The sequence below is a fragment of the Myxococcus virescens genome (assembly GCF_900101905.1).
In the GTDB taxonomy this organism is placed as follows: Bacteria; Myxococcota; Myxococcia; order Myxococcales; family Myxococcaceae; genus Myxococcus; species Myxococcus virescens.
Map to the genome: position 1 here is coordinate 200641 of NZ_FNAJ01000010.1, position 16784 is coordinate 217424.

The following is a 16784-nucleotide window of genomic DNA, read 5'->3' on the forward strand; positions in this document are numbered from 1 at the left end:
AGGCCGGCTGCCCCCCGGAAAGGTTCGCGGTACGTTTGATGACCTCCCGAGGGGGTATCCAGGAGTATGGAAAGGGAATCATGCGCATCCGTGACCCCATCCACGGCACCATCCCGGTCAGCGACCCCGAGAAGGCCGTCATCGACAGCCGGCACTACCAGCGGCTGCGGTATGTCCGACAGCTTGGCTTCGGGGACCTGGCCTTTCCCGGGGCCACGCACACGCGCCACATCCATTCCCTGGGCGCCATGCATGTCGCCTCGCGCGTGTTCGGCGCGGTGGCCGCCCGCTCGTCGCTGCCGGAGGACGTGCGGGAGCGCTTCTGCGCGGCGGTGCGTCTGGCGGTTCTCTGCCATGACCTGGGGCACATGCCGCTGTCGCATGCCTCGGAGCGCATCGCCCCGAAGCGCTCGCTCCTGCGCCTGCCATCCTGGCTGGACGGCACCGCGGAGGGCGAGCTGGCCACGCACGAGGACTACACGGCGAAAATCCTCCTCGACAGCTCGCTGACGCCCATCATCGAGAAGCACTTCGGCGGCATGGGGATTACGCCCATGGCGGCGGTGGCGCTGGTGTCGGGCGCGAAGCCGCCGAAGGACCCGGGCTTCACGCACCAGGGCGTGGACTGGACGCCGCTGCTACGCGCCATCGTCTCCGGCGAGCTGGACGCGGACCGCATGGACTACCTGCTGCGCGACTCCTTCTACACAGGCGTCAACTATGGCCGGTACGACATGGATTGGATTGTCAGCAACCTCAATCCCGCGATGAAGGACGGGCGGGCCTACCTCGCCCTCAGCCGGGCGGCGGCCTTCGCCTTCGAGGACTTCCTCCTCAGCCGCTACCACATGTTCGTGTCGGTGTACCTGCACCACACCTCCGTGAACTTCGACTACATGCTGCGGCGCTACTACGAGGAGTCGCCCGGCGAGTTCGAGATTCCTTCGGATCCGGAAGAGTTCCTGCTCTGTGACGATTCGGCGCTCTGGTACACGCTGCGCCGCTCCAAGAATCCGTGGGCCCAGCGCATCAGCCAGCGGCAGGGCTACAAGCTGCTGGCGCAGTTCACGGAGCGGGACACGGGCTACGACCTGGACGTGCTGCGCAGCGCGCTGGTGTCCCACAAGTTCGACCACTACGTCGTCGAGTCCCAGAACGTGCTCAGCAAGTACACCTCCGGGCCATCTGGCCGAGGGCCGAGCCTGTACATCATCGACGCCTCCACCGGCCGGCTGACCGAGGTGGCGCGCTACACGCCGCTGTATCAACGCTACAGTGGCGCGGTGCGGCTCGTCCGGCTGTACGTCCGGCCAGACCAGGCGGACAAGGCACATGCGTTGATGGGCCGGGTCCTCGGCCAGGCGGTGGAGTCATGAGCGAGCGTCTTCCCGGTCTGGGCCTGGGCCTGGACCTGCTGACCCACAGTCCGGTGGAGGCCCGCCCTTCTTCCGTGGCGCTGCTGTACCGGCGCGCGGGGGAGGGCGTGGAGGTCTTCTGGGTGAAGCGCGGCAAGGCGCTTCGCTTCGCGGGCGGCTTCTATGCCTTTCCCGGAGGCAAGCTGGACGCGGCCGACGCGGACGTGCCGGTGGCGGGCGCCAGCGGAGACGAGGCGGCGCTGCGCTCGGCCGCGGCGCGCGAGCTCTTCGAAGAGACGGGCGTGCTGGTGGCCCACGGCGCCGAGGCGCTGTCCGCCGCGAAGGTGGCGTCGCTGCGCAAGGCGCTCCTGGACGGGACGCTGGGGTGGGGGGCTCTGTTGAAGGCGGAGGGGTTGTCGCTGAACGCGGATGACTTCCGGGCCGCGGGCCGGTGGGTGACGCCGCCGGCGCTGCCCGTGCGCTTCGATACGCGCTTCTACCTGGTGGAGATGCCCGCCCACGCGCGCGCGGAGTGGTGGCCCGGCGAGCTCGCGGAGGGCGCCTGGGTGACGCCCGCTGATGCGCTGGCTCGGTGGGGAGATGGCACGGCGCTGCTGCACCCGCCCGCGGTGCATGCCTTCCAGGTGCTGGGCGCCTTCACGGATGCGTCCGACGTCCTGGCGCGCCTGGCGTCGCCTCCGTTCTGCCCGGGGTATGTCTCGCAGCGCATCGAGTTCCAGCAGGGCGTGCGCGTGGTGGCGCTGGAGACGCCCACGCTGCCGCCGGCCGCGCATACCAACGCGTACGTGCTGGGCAACGGCGAGCTGCTCATCGTGGACCCGGGCGCCGCGGACGTGAAGCAGTACGCGAAGCTGCTGTCACTGGTGTCGGGCCTGAAGGCGGAGGGGCTGCGGCCCGTGGCGGTGGTGCTCACCCACCATCACGGTGACCACGTGGGCGGCGCGCGCGCGGTGAAGGAGCGCTTGGGCATCCCGCTGTGGTGCCACGCGCGTACGGCGGACCGCCTGGACTTCCCCGTGGAGCGGTTGTTGGAGGACGGTGACGTCCTGGAGCTGGCGGGCGAGGTGCCGCAGCGCTGGCGCGTGCTGCACACGCCGGGGCATGCACAGGGGCACGTGTGTCTCGTGGACGAGCGCAGCCGCTCGGCGGTGGTGGGGGACATGGTGGCCGGTGTGGGGACCATCGTCATCGACCCGCCGGAGGGGCACATGCGGGACTACCTGACGCAGCTCGCGCGGCTGCGGGACTGGCCCGTGAGCACGCTCTACCCGGCGCACGGCTCACCGATTCCGGACGGGCCCGCGAAGCTCCAGGAGTACCTGGACCACCGGGCGGCGCGGGAGGCACTCATCCTTCAGTCCGTGCCACCCAACGGCGCCACGCTGGCGCAGGTGGTGTCCCTGGCCTACGCGGACACGCCGCCGCTGCTGCATCCCCTCGCGGAGCGCAGCGCGCTGGCCACACTGGAGAAGCTGGTGGAGGAGGGCCTCGTGCGCGAGGAGTCGCTCCAGTACTTCCGCGCCTAGAAGCGGCCGGCGAGCCCCAGCGCCCCGCTTCCCGGGGCCAGGCTCACCGTGGGCACCAGCACCACGGGGTGCTCCTGCTGGCGTCGCCGCTCGTAGGCGCCGTGGGACAGCTCGAACGCGAGGATGGACGTCACCACGGGCACGGCGAAGGTGGCGGTGAGGACCGCCCAGGACGCTTCGTCCGACAGCGCCACGACGGCCAATGGCGCGGCCGTTCCCACCAGTCCGCCCAGCAGCGTGGGCAGGAATCCGCCGCGTGCATCCATCAGCGAGCCTCCCAGGTACACGCCTGACGCCGCGCCGAGCCCCATCCCAATCGAAGCGCTGATGAGGCTGAGGTTCCTCCCGGACCGGCACTCGCTGTAGCCGCAGGACACCTGGTCCGACACGAGGACGCCTCCGAGGAAGGTCACCGCGAGGCCAGAGGCGCCAATCAGCGCGCCGCCCACCGTTTCGCCCACCAGGCGCGCGCCCAGCGGGAATGGCGCATCCTGGGGCGGATGCATCCGGGGAGAGGCCGGCGGCCTGGATGCCGGTGACGGACGGCCCACCGCGGGCCGCTGCTGCGTGGCCGTCACGGGCTCTGGCATCCGCGGCGCGTCATCCATGGGCTGGGCGAGCGCGAGGGCGGGCAGCAGGAGCGTCAGCAGGATGGGGCGGTTCAGATGGGAGAGCATGGGCGCTGGTGCTCGTAGTGAGAGCACGGCGCGGGCACGGATGCCATCGCCTCCCTGATGGGTTTCGCGCTGAACGGACGGCGCGCCTCAGGAGGGCTGCCTCGCGGGTCGGGGGCGAGTTCCATGGGGCGCTGTTCGGAAATGTCGGGACATTGCCCCGCCCAAAAGTCCCGACATTTCCGAACAGCGAGCTCCCGAGGTGCGCAGGTGCCCCGGCCCGGGGGGGCTTCGCCTCAGAAGCTTCCGGCGAGGCCCAGGCGAGGTCCGCGTTCGCCCATCCCGGCGACGGGGACCACCTGGAACGTGCTCGGGGCCTTGCGCGTGAGCGCGGGGCGCTCCTCCCCCGGCGATGACAGCTCATAGCCCGCCACGGCGCCCACCACGGGGAGCAGCAGCAGGAACACCGCGCCACCGGGTTCGTTGTCTCCGATGCCCAGCAGGGCGGAGCCGACCAGCGCGCCGCCCCAGCCGATGAGGCTGCCGCCCGCGGTGGCGAGGAAGGTGCCCCGGCCGCCCATGAGCTTTCCACCCAGCCAGGTCCCGGCCGGGATGCCCACCACGACCCCCGTCAATCCACCGACGCCCGCGACGATGCTGCACTCGTCGCAGCCCACCGTGGACGCACCCACGAAGAAGCCCGTGATGAGGCCCAGGGAGCCCGCGATGAGGCCGCCACCGGCGCCACCCAGGAACTCCACCGCCACCCGTGGCACGGGGTCCGTGGCGCGGGCGCGGGCCTTGCCAGGAAGGGCCTGTTCATTGACGGAGGTCGTGCCCTCCGTCTCCTGGCTCGTGCGGGAGTCGTCCCCGGCGTCTTCGTCGCGGCGCGTCGGCGCGTCCCAGCCGCCCGGGGCTGGAACCAGGGGCGGCGGCGTCAGCTCGGAGGCGGGGGCCCGGGCGGGCTCGCTCGCGGGGGGCTCCTGCGCCCAGGCGGCGTTCGGGCCCGAGAGGACCAGCATGGCCAACCCGATGGAGTGGGCTCGTGAAACCTTCACCTGGGACACGCTACCGCAACGACGGGCGCGCGTCGCCCTAACCAGCGGAGGCCTCGGAAACAGGCTGGGTACGGCCCTTGCGGCGCAGCAGCACGACGGCCAGCGGGATGCCGCCCAGCAGGAGCTGGGGAACGAGCGAGAGCGCGTCCGGATAGATGCCCAGCATGTCCACGGTGATGAAGGGCACGGGCGCGAGCGGCAGCGCGCCGACTTCCTGCAGCGAGTGGAGGCCCTTGCCCAGCAGCATCACGGCGGTGAGGACCAGGATGACGGTGGACGCGTTGAAGAGCGTCTTCATCGGCAGGCGGTAGCCCAGCCGGTTGATGAAGAGGACCATCACCACCATGGCCACCGCGCCCGCGAGCGCGCCCCAGGCCACGCCCTGTGGCGAGTCCAGCGCGAGACCCTGGAGGAAGATGGCTGTCTCGAAGCTCTCACGCAGCACGGCGGTGAAGGCGATGAGGAACAGGCCCAGCATGCTGCCTCGGCCCAGCGCGCCCTGCATCTTCTCGCGCAGCTCGCCCATGAACTGGCTGATGTTGGAGCGGGCGTTGAGCCACAGCGCCGCGTACACCAGCATGCCCACCGCCGCGAGCGCGGCGATGCCTTCCATCCACTCGCGCTGGGCGCCGGCCAGCAGGTGGCGGCCGAGCACGTAGGACAGCGCGCCGACGATGAGCGCGGAAATCCATCCGAAGTGCACCACGCGGGCGTGCTCGGTGGCCTTCATCTTCCGCAGCGCGGCCAGCAGCGCCGCGACGATGATGGTCGCCTCGAAGCCCTCGCGCAGCAGGATGAGCAGCGTCAGCCACATCGTGGACAGCAGGCTCGCGGTGGTGCCCGAGTCACGCCGCGCCTGGTCCAGCAGGGCCAGCAGCTCCCGGCCCTCGTCCTGGAGGTGCGGGCTGCCGCGCTCCGCCGCCATGCGGGCCTTGAGGAAGCCCTGCTCGATTTTCAGCGTCAACGCCGAGTCGCGCGCGCTGAGCTTCGGCTCCACCGGCTCCACGCCGTTGAGGTAGCCGTCCAGCAGGGCCGCCTTCGCGCCCGCGATGTCACCCGCGGCGCCCAGGCGCATGGCCTGCTGCACGTTCTCCCGGGCGGCGAGCAGCGAGCGCTCCTCGTCCGCGTCCAGCATCTTCCGGCGCAGACAGGCGAGGTGCTCCTGACCGAACTCCTTCACCAGGTCCGCGTCGGTGGCGTTGGCCAGCCGCTCCAGGGAGACGCGCGGCGGCGTGCCCTCGCACTCGGGCAGGCGCATGGTGAAGACGTAGAAGGCCAGCGACCAGCGCTCCTCCTCGGACAGGGTGGGGTAGGCCGGCATCGCGGTGCCGGGCACGCCGAAGCTGGTGGTGTTGAAGGCCTTGTAGGGCGTGAGGCCTTCCATCAGCTCCGCGTCCTGGAAGTTGGCGGGCGCCGGCTCCATGTTGGCGGCGATGGCCACGTTCGCGCTGCCGTCGGCGCCATGGCACGCGGCGCAGTTGGTGGCGAACAGCGACTGGCCCAGCGCCAGGTCCGGCGGGCGGCGTGGGCTGCGGGCCAGCCCTCCGGCCGTGACGAGGTTCTCCACCAGCTCACCGCAGTCGCGGCTGACGCCGTCAGGGTCCTCGCCCTTGTCCACGCGGGCCTGGATGTCCTGCACGCGCGGCAGGAAGGCCGCCGCCGCGGGGCCCAGGCCGCGCGCCGCGTCCACCGCCTCCGCCGCGAAGCTCTTCTGCTCCGCCAACTCGAACGCGGACTGCGACTCGATGGCGAGCGGATAGTCCGCCTCCAGGTACTGGAGGATGCCGATGAGCCGGTGCCACGTGCGTTCCTCGGAGGCGCCGTCGTCCGCGCGGGACGCGATAGGCAGGGCAAGCAGGAGGAACAGCAGCAGCGAGGCGGCGCGAGTCATGCCACCCCTCTACCAGTGGGGTGGTGGCCTTTCAATCTTGCGAAGCAACTTCAAAATCTACCGGACTCAGGTCGCGCCCACACCAGAACTGCCCGTGGGTCCAATCGTCTCGACGACCTGGAGCGAGCCCACGCGGAGTGAATCCACCTGCCAGTCATCACCCCGCAGCTTGCCAATGGTCAGGGCTCGGATGGCCAGGGTGCCGATGCTGAGCGCGCCGATGGCGAGCGCTCCCAGCGCGGTGGCTCCAACGGCCAGTGCGGGCAGGGCACGAGACCGGGGCCTCAGCCGGTGACGCAGCAAGGGAGCAAGCCGGAGGCTGGCCACGAGCGCGGCCACGTTGGAAGCCGTGAGCACGGCGGCGCTGGAGAGGGCCGCGGTCCGCCACGGCACGTCGATGGGACGAGAGAGGACGGTGGTCTGCATCCCGTGGAAGTGTGCATGGCGTCAGGACGTGCCAGGCGGCGGGATGGGAGGCCCCCGGCCGGATGGATGGCCGGGCGCCTCGTGCTTCACCTTCGCTCTACGGCTCGATGATGATTTCGCAGTACTGCGGGAAGCGGTCGCACGGGTAGCAGACGCCACCGGGGCCGCCCACGCAGACCTCGTTGGCGGCACACCGGCCCTGCAAATCACACAGGCGCAGCTCCTGCTCGGCGCTTCCCGTTTCGTCCACGGGAGCCTCCTCCACGGGGCCGCCACAGGCCATCATCACCACCGCCGCAACCAATCCAAGTCCTCGCGTCCACGTCTTGTGCATCCGGAACTCCATGGGACTGCCGGGTGAGGTCTGGATTGTGCGCTTAACGTTTGAAGGAAGGAATGTGGGCGCGCGCCCTCGCCCGGGCATGCATGTAGACGCCGCCGGGCGAAGGGGTGCATCAGCGCTCGTACGTGAGGAAGGTATGGGGTGGCTCGGCGTCGGGATGTGCTTCCTCTTCGACGCATGTCCAACCCGACAGGTCCACGTCGGGGAACCAGGTGTCGCCAGGAAAGTCCCGGGCGATGCGCGTGAGGTAGAGGCGCTGCACGCGGTCCATCGTCTGGGCGTAGAGGTCCGCGCCCCCGGCGATGAAGACCTCCGAGTCACCGCTGGCTTCCGCCACGGAGAGCGCTTCGTCCACGGAGTGTGCCACCTGGACACCCGGGGGCGCGAAGTCACGCTGGCGGGTGACGACGATGAAGGTACGGCCCGGCAGCGGGCGGCCGATGGACTCGTACGTCTTGCGCCCCATCACCAGGGTGTGGCCCATGGTGATGCGCTTGAAGCGCGCGAGGTCCGCGGGCAGCCGCCACGGGAGCTGGTTGCCCGCGCCGATGACCCGGTTCGCCGCCATGGCGACGATGGCGGACAGCTTCATACGGCCACGGGCGCCTTGATGGCGGGGTGCGGGTCATAGCCTTCGAGCGTGAAGTCCTCGTACTTGAAGGCGAAGAGGTCCGTCACCTCGGGGTTGATGCGCATGCGAGGCAGGGGGCGCGGTTCGCGCGACAGCTGCGTCTTCGCCTGCTCGACGTGGTTCAGGTACAGGTGCGCGTCACCCACGGTGTGGATGAACTCGTGCGCCTGCAGGCCCGTCACCTGCGCCACCATCATCGTCAGCAGCGAGTACGAGGCGATGTTGAAGGGCAGCCCCAGGAAGAGGTCCGCGCTGCGCTGATAGAGCTGGCAGGACAGCCGCCCGTTGGCCACGTAGAACTGGAAGAGGACATGGCAGGGCGGCAGCTTCATGGACGGCAGGTCCGCCACGTTCCACGCGCTGATGATGTGGCGGCGCGAGTCGGGGTTCTTCTTCAGCCCCTCCACCAGCGCCTTCATCTGGTCGATGTGTCCACCATCGGGCGCCGTCCACGAGCGCCACTGGTGCCCGTACACGGGGCCGAGGCTGCCGTCGGCGTTGGCCCACTCGTCCCAGATGGTGACGCCCTGGGCCTGGAGTGTGCGCACGTTGGTGTCCCCCGCGAGCATCCACAGCAGCTCATGGAGGATGGACTTCGTGTGCAGCTTCTTCGTGGTGAGGAGCGGGAAGCCTTGCGTGAGGTCGAACCGGAGCTGGGGCCCGAAGACGCTGAGCGTCCCCGTGCCGGTACGGTCGCCCTTCTTCACCCCATGGTGCAGGACGTGGTCGAGCAGGGACAGATAGGGCTGCATGGGGCCCATGTAACTGAGCCGGTGTCCGACTCAAAGCGCTAAGCAGGAGCACCGCTCAGAGTAAAACTGGTACAGCCCTCCACACGTGTGTCGCAGGTCTGCGGCTTCTCATGGACGCCAGTCGCCACGCACCGTTAGAAGCCGGGGCATGAAAATCTACACGAAGAGCGGTGATGCCGGAGAGACCGGTCTGTTCGGTGGCGGACGCGTCGCGAAGGACGACGTTCGTGTGGACGCATATGGAGAGGTGGACGAGCTGAACGCGACCCTCGGCCTCGTGCGGAGCTTCGAGGGGCCCACGGACGTGGACGCGCTGCTCCACCGGCTCCAGGACCAGCTCTTCACGGTGGGCGCGGTGCTGGCCACGCCCGAGGGGACCAAGGCCTCGGCGCACATTCCCGAGCTGAAGGCCGAGTGGGCGGAAGACATGGAGCGCGCCATCGATGGCTTCGAAGCGGAGCTGCCGCCGATGACCCACTTCATCCTGCCCGGCGGCACGCAGGCCGCAAGCGCGCTGCACCTGGCGCGCACCGTCTGCCGCCGCGCCGAGCGCCGCACGGTGCCGTTGCTGCGCGAAGGGAAGATTCCGAAGGCGGTGGTCGTCTATCTCAACAGGCTCTCCGACCTGCTCTTCGTCCTGGCACGCGTGGTCAACCACCGTGCGAGCGTGGAAGACGTGAAGTGGATTCCGGCGAAGCCCTCGAAGTAGTCGGACGCGCCCCGTGAACGTGCTGCCCACCACCCATCTGCGTGACCTCGCCAGCTCGGTCGGCTTCGACCTGGTGGGGTTCGCGCGCGCCGAGCCCATCCCGCCCGACTTCCTGCTGGAGTGGGTGGCGGCGGGCTACGCGGCGGACATGGACTGGATGGGCGAGCGGGCCGCCGAGCGCCTGGACGTCTCGCTCCTGCTGCCGGGCGCGAAGACGGTCATCTCCTTCGCGAACAACTACTGGCGCGACGACGCGGAGACGGTGGATTCCCCCATCGCGCGCTATGCCCGCGGGCGCGACTACCACTCCACGCTGCGCGACCGGATGAAGGCGTTCCGCAAGGCGCTCAATGTGATGTACCCGGGGCTGGGCAGCTACGGCGGCGTGGACAGCGGCCCGCTGATGGAGAAGGTGTGGGCGGCGCGCGCGGGGCTCGGCTACGTGGGGAAGAACGGCTGCTTCATCACCGAGCCCTACGGCTCGTGGGTGCTGCTGGCCACGCTCGTCGTGGACGCCGGGGTCGACGACTACGGCAACGGCCCCGCGGCGGACCGGTGTGGCGCGTGCCGCCGCTGCCTCATGTCCTGTCCCACGGGCGCGCTGGTGGGCAACGGCCGCGTGGACGCGCGCGCGTGCCTGTCCTACCAGACCATCGAGAACCGCGAGCAGCAGGTGCCGGAGGCGTTCCGGTTCAAGTTCGACAACCTGATTTTTGGCTGCGACATCTGCCAGCAGGTGTGTCCGCTGAATCGCCGGCCGGTGTTCGCCGAGCACCCGCGCTTCGCGCCCCGAGCGGTGGCGGAATTGGGTGTACGCGAGCTCGCGGGACTCACAGTGGAACAGTATGAGCACCTAATACCTGGCACCGCGCTGGCGCGCGCACGGTACGACGGGCTGCGCCGCAACGCCGTGTATGCGTTGGGTGTGGCGAAGCAGGCGGACGCGAAACCGTTGCTGGAAAAGCTCTGCGGCGATTCGAGTGAATTGGTACGTACCGCCGCGCAATGGGCGCTCCTTCAGCTCGACCCCTGACGTCCACCTCTCCGCAGTCATTGGGCCCTGTCTACGCAGGGCTCATCCTCCAGGTCCTCATCAGCGCGGGAACGTACCTGGCGGGCAAACGCGCGATGTCGGAGCTGGCGCCGCTCACGGTGGTGCTGTGGCGTTTCGTGTTGAGTGGCTCGGTGTTCATGCTGTTGCTGTGTTTCCTGCCCGGGCCCCGGCTGCCGCCGCGCAACGAGTGGGGGCGGGTGCTGATGCTGGGCCTGCTGGCGGGGCCGGTGAACCAGGTGTTCTTCTTCTATGGCCTGTCCCAGTCCACGGCGGCGCACGCGGCGCTGCTCTACGCGCTGACGCCGCTGGGCGTGTACCTGCTCAGCCTGGGGCGCGGGCATGAGCGCGCCTCGCTCCGGGCGATGGGCGGCATCGTCACGGCGTTCGCGGGCGTGGTGGTGTTGCTGCTGGGGCGCGGGCTGGCGGATGCGAGCGGCTCGTTGATGGGAGACCTGCTCATCCTGGGCGCGGTGATGTCGTGGGTGGTGTACACGACGGAGGGCAAGCCGTTCGTCGCCATCCACGGACCGATTCGCGCGACGTCGTGGAGCATGGTGGCCTCCACGTTCATGATGATGTTGATGGCGCCGTTCTTCGCGAAGCCGGAGGCGGTGCTCGCGGCGAGCCCCGCGGCGCGTTACTCCATCGTCTACCTGGGCCTGCTCACGTCGGTGGTGGCGTACCTGCTCTGGTACTTCGCGCTGTCGAGGGTGCCGGCGTCGAAGGTGGCCGTGTTCTCCAACCTCCAGCCCGCGGCGACCGCGCTGGCCGCCTGGGCCATCCTGGACGAGGCGCTGCACTGGGAGATTGCGGTGGGCGGCGTGCTCGTGCTCCTCGGCGTACGACTGACGCAGGCGGCGCACGTCCGGTCGCCCGCCGTGGCGCCGGCTGAGCCAGCGCGGCCTCCCGCCTCATCGAGCGTCGGATAGCCGCAAGACTCGGAGTGCCGGGCCTGTCGTCGCCCTTTAGCTTCCCGTCATGGCCGCAAGGGTTTCCTGGAAGGGAGCAGACGTCGTGTCCACGCAGAGCGTGACGGCGGGACGGTCACGCCCGCCCGGCTCGGTCCGAGCCGTGAAGCAGGTCCCGGAGCGGGTGGCCGACGTCGACTGGGCACGCGCCTCGGAGGAGTTGGACGCGCGAGGCTGCGCGACGTTGGAGCGGCTCGTCACGCCGGCCGAGTGTGACGCCCTGGCGGCGCTGTATCCGGAAGACGCCGTGTTCCGCAGCCGCGTGGTGATGGCGCGGCACGGCTTCGGAAGAGGCGAGTACAAGTACTTCGAGTATCCGCTGCCGGACGTGGTCGCCGGGCTGCGCGAGGCCCTGTACCCCCGGCTCGCGCCGATTGCGAACCGCTGGAACATGGCCATGGGAATCGAGGTGCGGTATCCGGAGTCGCATGCGGCGTACCTCGAACGCTGCCACGCGGCGGGGCAGGTGCGGCCCACGCCGCTGTTGTTGCGGTACGAGGCGGACGACTACAACTGCCTGCACCAGGACCTCTATGGGGAGCACGTCTTCCCGCTCCAGGTGGCGATTCTGCTGTCGGAGCCCGGGCGGGACTTCACGGGAGGCGAGTTCATCCTCACCGAGCAGCGCCCGCGCATGCAGTCACGGGCGGAGGTCGTCCCGCTGCGCCAGGGAGACGCGGTGGTGTTCGCCGTCCACCACCGCCCGGTGCAGGGCACGCGAGGCGTGTACCGCGTCAACCTCCGGCACGGCGTCAGCCGCATCCGCTCAGGACAGCGCCACACAGTAGGCGTCATCTTCCATGATGCGGCTTGAGACGCGCGAATGACGATGGACTTGTTCGACGGCCTGGGCGGCTCTGGTCCTCGCGAGGAATCGCTGGGCCCCGGTGCCATGGTGCTTCGGGGCTTCGCGCTGGCCCACGACGCGGAGTTGCTGAGCGCGGTCCGGGACGTCGCGCTCGCTTCTCCCTTCCGCCACATGGAGACGCCGGGCGGCTTCCGTATGTCGGTGGCGATGACGAGCTGTGGTTCGTGGGGCTGGGTGACGGACCGGACAGGGTATCGCTATGATGCGGTGGACCCGGTGCAGGGACGGCCCTGGCCGGAGATGCCGGCGGTCTTCCTGCGGCTGGCTCAGGTCGCCGCCGCGAATGCAGGCTTCGAAGGGTTCATCCCTGATGCGTGCCTGGTGAATCGCTACGAGCCCGGGGCGAAGATGTCGCTGCACCAGGACAAGGACGAGCGTGATTTCACCGCGCCCATCGTCTCCGTCTCACTGGGGCTCCCGGCGGTCTTCCTCTTCGGTGGCGCGGAGCGAGCGGACAGGCCGGCGCGAGTACGGTTGAGCCATGGCGACGTGGTCGTCTGGGGCGGGCCAGCCCGCCTGCGCTACCACGGCATCACGCCGCTCAAGCCGGGCCATCATCCGCAGGTGGGTGGGCATCGCATCAACCTGACGTTCCGGAAGGCACGCTGATGTCTGGCGCAGGGCTGCGGCCTCCCTGTGTTTCAGTCTCGCGATGAGGACGGGCCCTGATGGGCTGCCCGTTGGAAATGGTGGACGGTGGTGAACGCCGTAGAATGCGTCCATGCTTCGTCCGGGCGAGGACCTGCTTCAGGTGGAAGAGCGGCTGTGGCTTTTGTCCGCGCCGACCGGACAAGGCATCTATGACTTCGCCTTCGACCGCTTCTTCGCATGCCGCCGTCCGTACGTGCTGCCGGAGTCCATGGAGGTGGTGGCCAGGGTCGGCGTCTGGAACGACTACGCCGAGCGCTACCGCGAGTTGGCGGCAGCGGGCATCCGCCTGGTGCACACACCCGAGCAGCACCTCCTGGCCACGGAGTTGCCTCACTGGTACCCGAAGCTCACGGACCTGACTCCGCGGAGCGTCTGGTTCGATGAGCGGCCAGACGCGGAGACCGTGGAGCGTCTGCTGGGGTGGCCCGTGTTCGTGAAGGGTGAGCGGCAGACCAGCCGGCACCGCAAGTCGCTCTCCATCATCGAGGGGCCCGAGCAGTTCCGTCAGGCGATGGCTGCCTACGCAAAGGACCCCATCCTCCACTGGCAGCGAGTGGTGTGCCGGGAGTTGAGGCCCCTGCGCCGGGTCGAAGAGGGCGCGCCGGACCGCATCCCCAGCTCCTTCGAATTCCGCACCTTCTGGTGGAAGGGCGAGCTGGTGGGATGGGGGCCCTACTGGTGGCAGGGCACGCCGTACACCCTGACGCCGGAAGCGCGGCACGAGGCGCTCGGGCTCGGGCGTGAGGTGGCACGTCGGCTGGACGTGCCCTTCCTCGTGGTGGACGTGGCCCAGGAAGTATCGGGCCGGTGGATTGTCATTGAGTGCAACGACGGCCAGGAGAGCGGCTATGCGGGGATTTCTCCGTTCGCGCTCTGGCGGGCCATCCTGGATGCCGAGCGCGAAACCGGAGCGGCCTAGCGCGCCTCAGTCCCCGTTCGGGTCCCACTCGGAGATGTCGTACTTGGGCTCTGGCGGCAGCGCCGGCTTGGTGGACTTGCTGGGCTCCGGCTTCTTCACCACCGGAGGCGGCGCGTCGGACACGTCTTCGTCGAGCAGCGGGTCCTTCTTCGCCGGGCTCGCGGAGACCGCGGGCGGAGCAGGCTTCACCGGCTCGGGCGCGGGTGGCGCGGGCGCGGGTTCTGGCGCCGCCATCACCGTGGGCTCGTCATCGAGAGAGTCCAGGTCGCCCAGGGAGGTCGGGTCAGCGGGGGCCGAGGCGGGGGTAGGGGACGGAGGCGGGTCCGATTCACTCGCCCGGTACACGCCCGTCCGCGTGGCCTCCACCGCGACACCGGAGGACGGAGGCGGCGGAGGAACAGGCTCCGGCGCGCGGCGCGAATGCTCCGCCGTGGCGGAGGACTCCGACGCGCGGTAGCCGTCCCGCCGTCCCGAGGGCTTCTCATCCCCGAACGGGTCCTCCTCGCGGCTCTTGCGCTTGCGCGTGGGCTGCGCATCACCGTCGCCGAACGGGTCCTCCTCGCGGGTCAGCTTCTTTCCCTTCCGCCGCTTCGGCGGATCCGCCACCACCCCGGCGGGCAGCCCCTTCAGCGACGAGTGCCGGTCCGCACACAGGCCCACGCCCTCCTGGCATTCGGCCAGACAGTGGGTGAGCTGCTTGATGGTGCGCCCGCTGCCTCCGTACTGGATGGAGCAGTCCTCCTTGCAGGTCGCGTAGTCCTCCTGGCAGCCAGAAGGGACGGCGGCCGCGGCGGGGCCGGCGGCGAGGGTCAGGCCAAGAATCAGAAGGGCTCGCATGGCGATTACGAAAACTACCAGTCTTCTGGGGTTCCGGCGCCAGGGGGGCGCGTTATGGTCCCCTGGCGCGATGGTCGCGCCACGAGGAGGCACATGGCTGTCAGGGTGGGCATCATCGGGAGCCCCGGGTTGGCCCAGGCACTGGGCATCCCCGGCAAGGGTGAGTCCCACATCTTGGAGACGCCCTTCGGTCCTCACGCGGGCCCCATCGTCACCACCGAACTCGACGGCGTCTCCGTCGCCTTCGTCGCCCGCCACGGCACCGGCCACGTCTACAACGCCACCCGCGCGCCCTACCGCGCCAACATGTACGCGCTGAAGGTCCTGGGCGTCACCCACGTCCTCGCCACCGGCACCGTGGGCAGTCTGCGCGAGCACATCCATCCGCTCCAGCTCGCCCTGCCGGACCAGGTCATCGACCGCACCTACCGCCGCCCCTGCACCTTCTACGACGACGTCGCCGTCCACGTGGACCTGGGGAACCCCTTCTGCGGCACCCTGCGTCAGGTGCTCGAGCACGCCAGGGACCCGTTGGGGCCGACCGTGCACACCGAGGCCACCTACGTCTGCATCGAAGGCCCGTCCCTCAGCACTCGCGCGGAGAGCATGCTCTACCGCACGTGGGGAGGAGACCTGGTGGGCATGACGGGCATGCCCGAGGCCCGGCTCGCTCGCGAGGCGGAACTCCACTACGCCATGGTGGCCCTGCCCACGGACTACGACTCGTGGCAGCCGCGCGCGCCAGGGCAGGAGCATGACGATCTGCTGGCGCAGGTCTCCCACAACCGGAAGGCCGTCACCGCCAGCGGCGCCGCGCTCATCCGCCGCGCGCTGCCGCGCATCGGCGAAGCCCGCGCCACCTGCCGCTGCGACACCGCGCTGGCCCTGGCCATCGGCACCGAGCGCAGTCGCATCCCCGACGAGGTGCGCGGCCGCCTCCGTCCACTGCTGGGCAGATACCTCCCGCCCAACGTCGCCTGACGACACCGCACCAGCTCATTCGGCCGGGCCACACGCCGTGCGCTCGCCTAGCCGCCTGCTGCCAAAGCGCGCTTCCGTTTTCACCTTCTGAGCCCCGGTACGACCCGGAGCGAGGAGGCGAGCATGCGGTTGCCCAGACTCAAGCACCTGTCCTGGCGCGAGTTCAGCCGACGCTTCGTGAGGGAGTTCCAGGAGGACAGCGTCACCGACATCGCGGCGCAGCTGTCGTACTACCTGCTGTTCTCGCTGTTCCCCTTCCTCTTCTTCCTCGTCACGCTGGTGGCGTACCTGCCGTTCGCCCCGGGCGCGGTGGACGCGATGTTGGACCGCATCCGTCCGCTGGTGCCGGGAGACGCCCTGGGCCTCATCACCGGCCACCTGCAGTCCCTGGTCAACCAGCCCCAGCCCAAGCTGCTGACGGCCGGTCTGGTCATCACGCTGTGGTCCGCGTCGCGCGGCGTGAATGCGCTGCGCACCGCGCTCAACCTGGCCTACGACGTCTCTGAATCCCGGCCCCTCTGGAAGACGCAGGGCCTGGCGATGCTGGTGACGCTGATGGGCTCGCTGCTCATCCCGCTGTCCTTCGCCGCGTTCCTGCTCGGCGGGCGGCTGGGGCTGTGGCTGGCGGGCAAGCTGCAACTCGTGGACGCCTTCCACCTCGTGTGGTCCTGGCTGCGCTGGCCCTTCACCGCGTCACTGGTGATGCTGGTGCTGGCGCTCTGCTACTACCTGCTGCCCGACGTGAAGCAGCGCTTCAAGTACATCACCCCCGGCTCCGTCCTGGGCACGGGCCTGTGGCTGACGAGCACCTGGGGCTTCACGCAGTACGTGGAGCATTTCGGCAAGTACAACGTCACCTATGGCTCCATCGGTGGCGTGATGGTGCTGCTGCTGTGGCTCTACCTCTCCGGGCTCATCTTCATCGTCGGAGGCGAAATCAACGCCATCCTCGAGCACGCCTCGGTGGAGGGGAAGTCGAAGGGCGCCCGCGGCTTCGGGGAGCCCGCGCCGCTGGAGCCGCCCCTGAAGACGCCCGGCGCGGCCAAGAGCGCCAGCAGCGCCATGCGGTCGAAGCTGGCGCGCTTCCGGTGGCGGCGCCGCGTGGCCCGGGGGCAGGAGCCCGAGCCCACCGTGGAGGAGCAGGACCCTCGCTCCTCCACGCTGCACTGAGGGCTGGGGA

The 16784-nt window shown here is 69.7% G+C and carries 18 protein-coding genes; 10 read left to right on the plus strand and 8 right to left on the minus strand.

Annotation, left to right across the window (positions count from 1 at the left end; all coding sequences use genetic code 11):
• Positions 1–80 precede the first annotated feature (80 nt).
• Positions 81–1376: an HD domain-containing protein gene (locus BLU09_RS26405; RefSeq protein WP_090492286.1), complete on the plus strand. Its 1296-nt coding sequence runs from the start codon at positions 81–83 to the stop codon at positions 1374–1376.
• Positions 1373–2902, plus strand: a complete 1530-nt coding sequence (locus BLU09_RS26410) for an MBL fold metallo-hydrolase (RefSeq protein WP_090492287.1) — start codon at positions 1373–1375, stop codon at positions 2900–2902. Before BLU09_RS26405 ends, BLU09_RS26410 begins: the two co-directional genes overlap by 4 nt.
• Here the strand turns inward: BLU09_RS26410 and BLU09_RS26415 are convergent.
• From BLU09_RS26415 to BLU09_RS26445, 7 genes are all read right to left on the minus strand, one after another.
• The gene (locus BLU09_RS26415; protein WP_244172044.1) at positions 2899–3579 is read right to left on the minus strand and encodes a hypothetical protein; all 681 of its coding nucleotides are present in this window, start codon (positions 3577–3579) and stop codon (positions 2899–2901) included. The genes BLU09_RS26410 and BLU09_RS26415 overlap by 4 nt on opposite strands.
• A 233-nt stretch (positions 3580–3812) precedes the next feature.
• Positions 3813–4538 carry a GlsB/YeaQ/YmgE family stress response membrane protein gene (locus BLU09_RS26420; protein ID WP_244172045.1) on the minus strand — a complete coding sequence of 242 codons (726 nt, stop codon included), beginning with the start codon at positions 4536–4538 and terminating at the stop codon, positions 3813–3815.
• Positions 4539–4611: 73 nt separating this feature from the next.
• Positions 4612–6465: a cytochrome c/FTR1 family iron permease gene (locus BLU09_RS26425; protein WP_090492292.1), complete on the minus strand. Its 1854-nt coding sequence runs from the start codon at positions 6463–6465 to the stop codon at positions 4612–4614.
• Between the two features lie 66 nt (positions 6466–6531).
• Positions 6532–6891, minus strand: coding sequence for a hypothetical protein (locus tag BLU09_RS26430; protein WP_090492294.1), 360 nt, complete (start codon positions 6889–6891; stop codon positions 6532–6534).
• Between the two features lie 97 nt (positions 6892–6988).
• Positions 6989–7225 (minus strand): hypothetical protein, encoded by a 237-nt coding sequence (locus BLU09_RS26435; RefSeq protein ID WP_090492296.1) that lies wholly within the window; start codon positions 7223–7225, stop codon positions 6989–6991.
• Between the two features lie 121 nt (positions 7226–7346).
• Positions 7347–7826 (minus strand): dihydrofolate reductase, encoded by a 480-nt coding sequence (locus BLU09_RS26440; protein ID WP_090492297.1) that lies wholly within the window; start codon positions 7824–7826, stop codon positions 7347–7349.
• The gene (locus BLU09_RS26445) at positions 7823–8617 is read right to left on the minus strand and encodes a thymidylate synthase (protein WP_090492394.1); all 795 of its coding nucleotides are present in this window, start codon (positions 8615–8617) and stop codon (positions 7823–7825) included. The genes BLU09_RS26440 and BLU09_RS26445 overlap by 4 nt, the downstream gene beginning before the upstream one ends.
• Before the next feature lie 148 nt (positions 8618–8765).
• Here BLU09_RS26445 and BLU09_RS26450 point away from each other — a divergent pair, with 148 nt between their 5' ends.
• The 6 genes from BLU09_RS26450 (at position 8766) to BLU09_RS26475 (ending at position 13786) form a co-directional block, all read left to right on the plus strand.
• A complete protein-coding gene (locus tag BLU09_RS26450) occupies positions 8766–9326 on the plus strand; it encodes a cob(I)yrinic acid a,c-diamide adenosyltransferase (RefSeq protein WP_090492299.1) in 561 nt (186 codons plus the stop codon).
• A 13-nt stretch (positions 9327–9339) separates the two neighbouring features.
• Positions 9340–10359: a tRNA epoxyqueuosine(34) reductase QueG gene (queG, locus tag BLU09_RS26455; RefSeq protein WP_090492301.1), complete on the plus strand. Its 1020-nt coding sequence runs from the start codon at positions 9340–9342 to the stop codon at positions 10357–10359.
• Complete coding sequence (locus tag BLU09_RS26460) at positions 10332–11309, plus strand: DMT family transporter (RefSeq protein WP_090492304.1); 978 nt, start codon at positions 10332–10334, stop codon at positions 11307–11309. Before queG ends, BLU09_RS26460 begins: the two co-directional genes overlap by 28 nt.
• Positions 11310–11358: 49 nt before the next feature.
• The gene (locus tag BLU09_RS26465) at positions 11359–12162 is read left to right on the plus strand and encodes a 2OG-Fe(II) oxygenase (RefSeq protein WP_090492306.1); all 804 of its coding nucleotides are present in this window, start codon (positions 11359–11361) and stop codon (positions 12160–12162) included.
• Between the two features lie 9 nt (positions 12163–12171).
• Entirely contained in the window at positions 12172–12825 is a 654-nt protein-coding gene (alkB, locus tag BLU09_RS26470; protein ID WP_090492309.1) for a DNA oxidative demethylase AlkB, read from the plus strand.
• 112 nt (positions 12826–12937) lie between these two features.
• On the plus strand, positions 12938–13786 hold the full coding sequence (locus BLU09_RS26475) for an ATP-grasp domain-containing protein (protein ID WP_090492311.1): 849 nt from the start codon (positions 12938–12940) through the stop codon (positions 13784–13786).
• Positions 13787–13792: 6 nt separating this feature from the next.
• Here the strand turns inward: BLU09_RS26475 and BLU09_RS26480 are convergent, their stop codons facing one another.
• Positions 13793–14623 carry a hypothetical protein gene (locus BLU09_RS26480; protein WP_090492313.1) on the minus strand — a complete coding sequence of 277 codons (831 nt, stop codon included), beginning with the start codon at positions 14621–14623 and terminating at the stop codon, positions 13793–13795.
• Between the two features lie 93 nt (positions 14624–14716).
• Between BLU09_RS26480 and BLU09_RS26485 the strand changes: the two genes are divergently transcribed.
• A complete protein-coding gene (locus tag BLU09_RS26485; RefSeq protein WP_090492315.1) occupies positions 14717–15604 on the plus strand; it encodes an MTAP family purine nucleoside phosphorylase in 888 nt (295 codons plus the stop codon).
• Between the two features lie 123 nt (positions 15605–15727).
• On the plus strand, positions 15728–16774 hold the full coding sequence (locus BLU09_RS26490; RefSeq protein ID WP_090492317.1) for a YihY/virulence factor BrkB family protein: 1047 nt from the start codon (positions 15728–15730) through the stop codon (positions 16772–16774).
• The last annotated feature ends 10 nt before the right edge of the window (positions 16775–16784 follow it).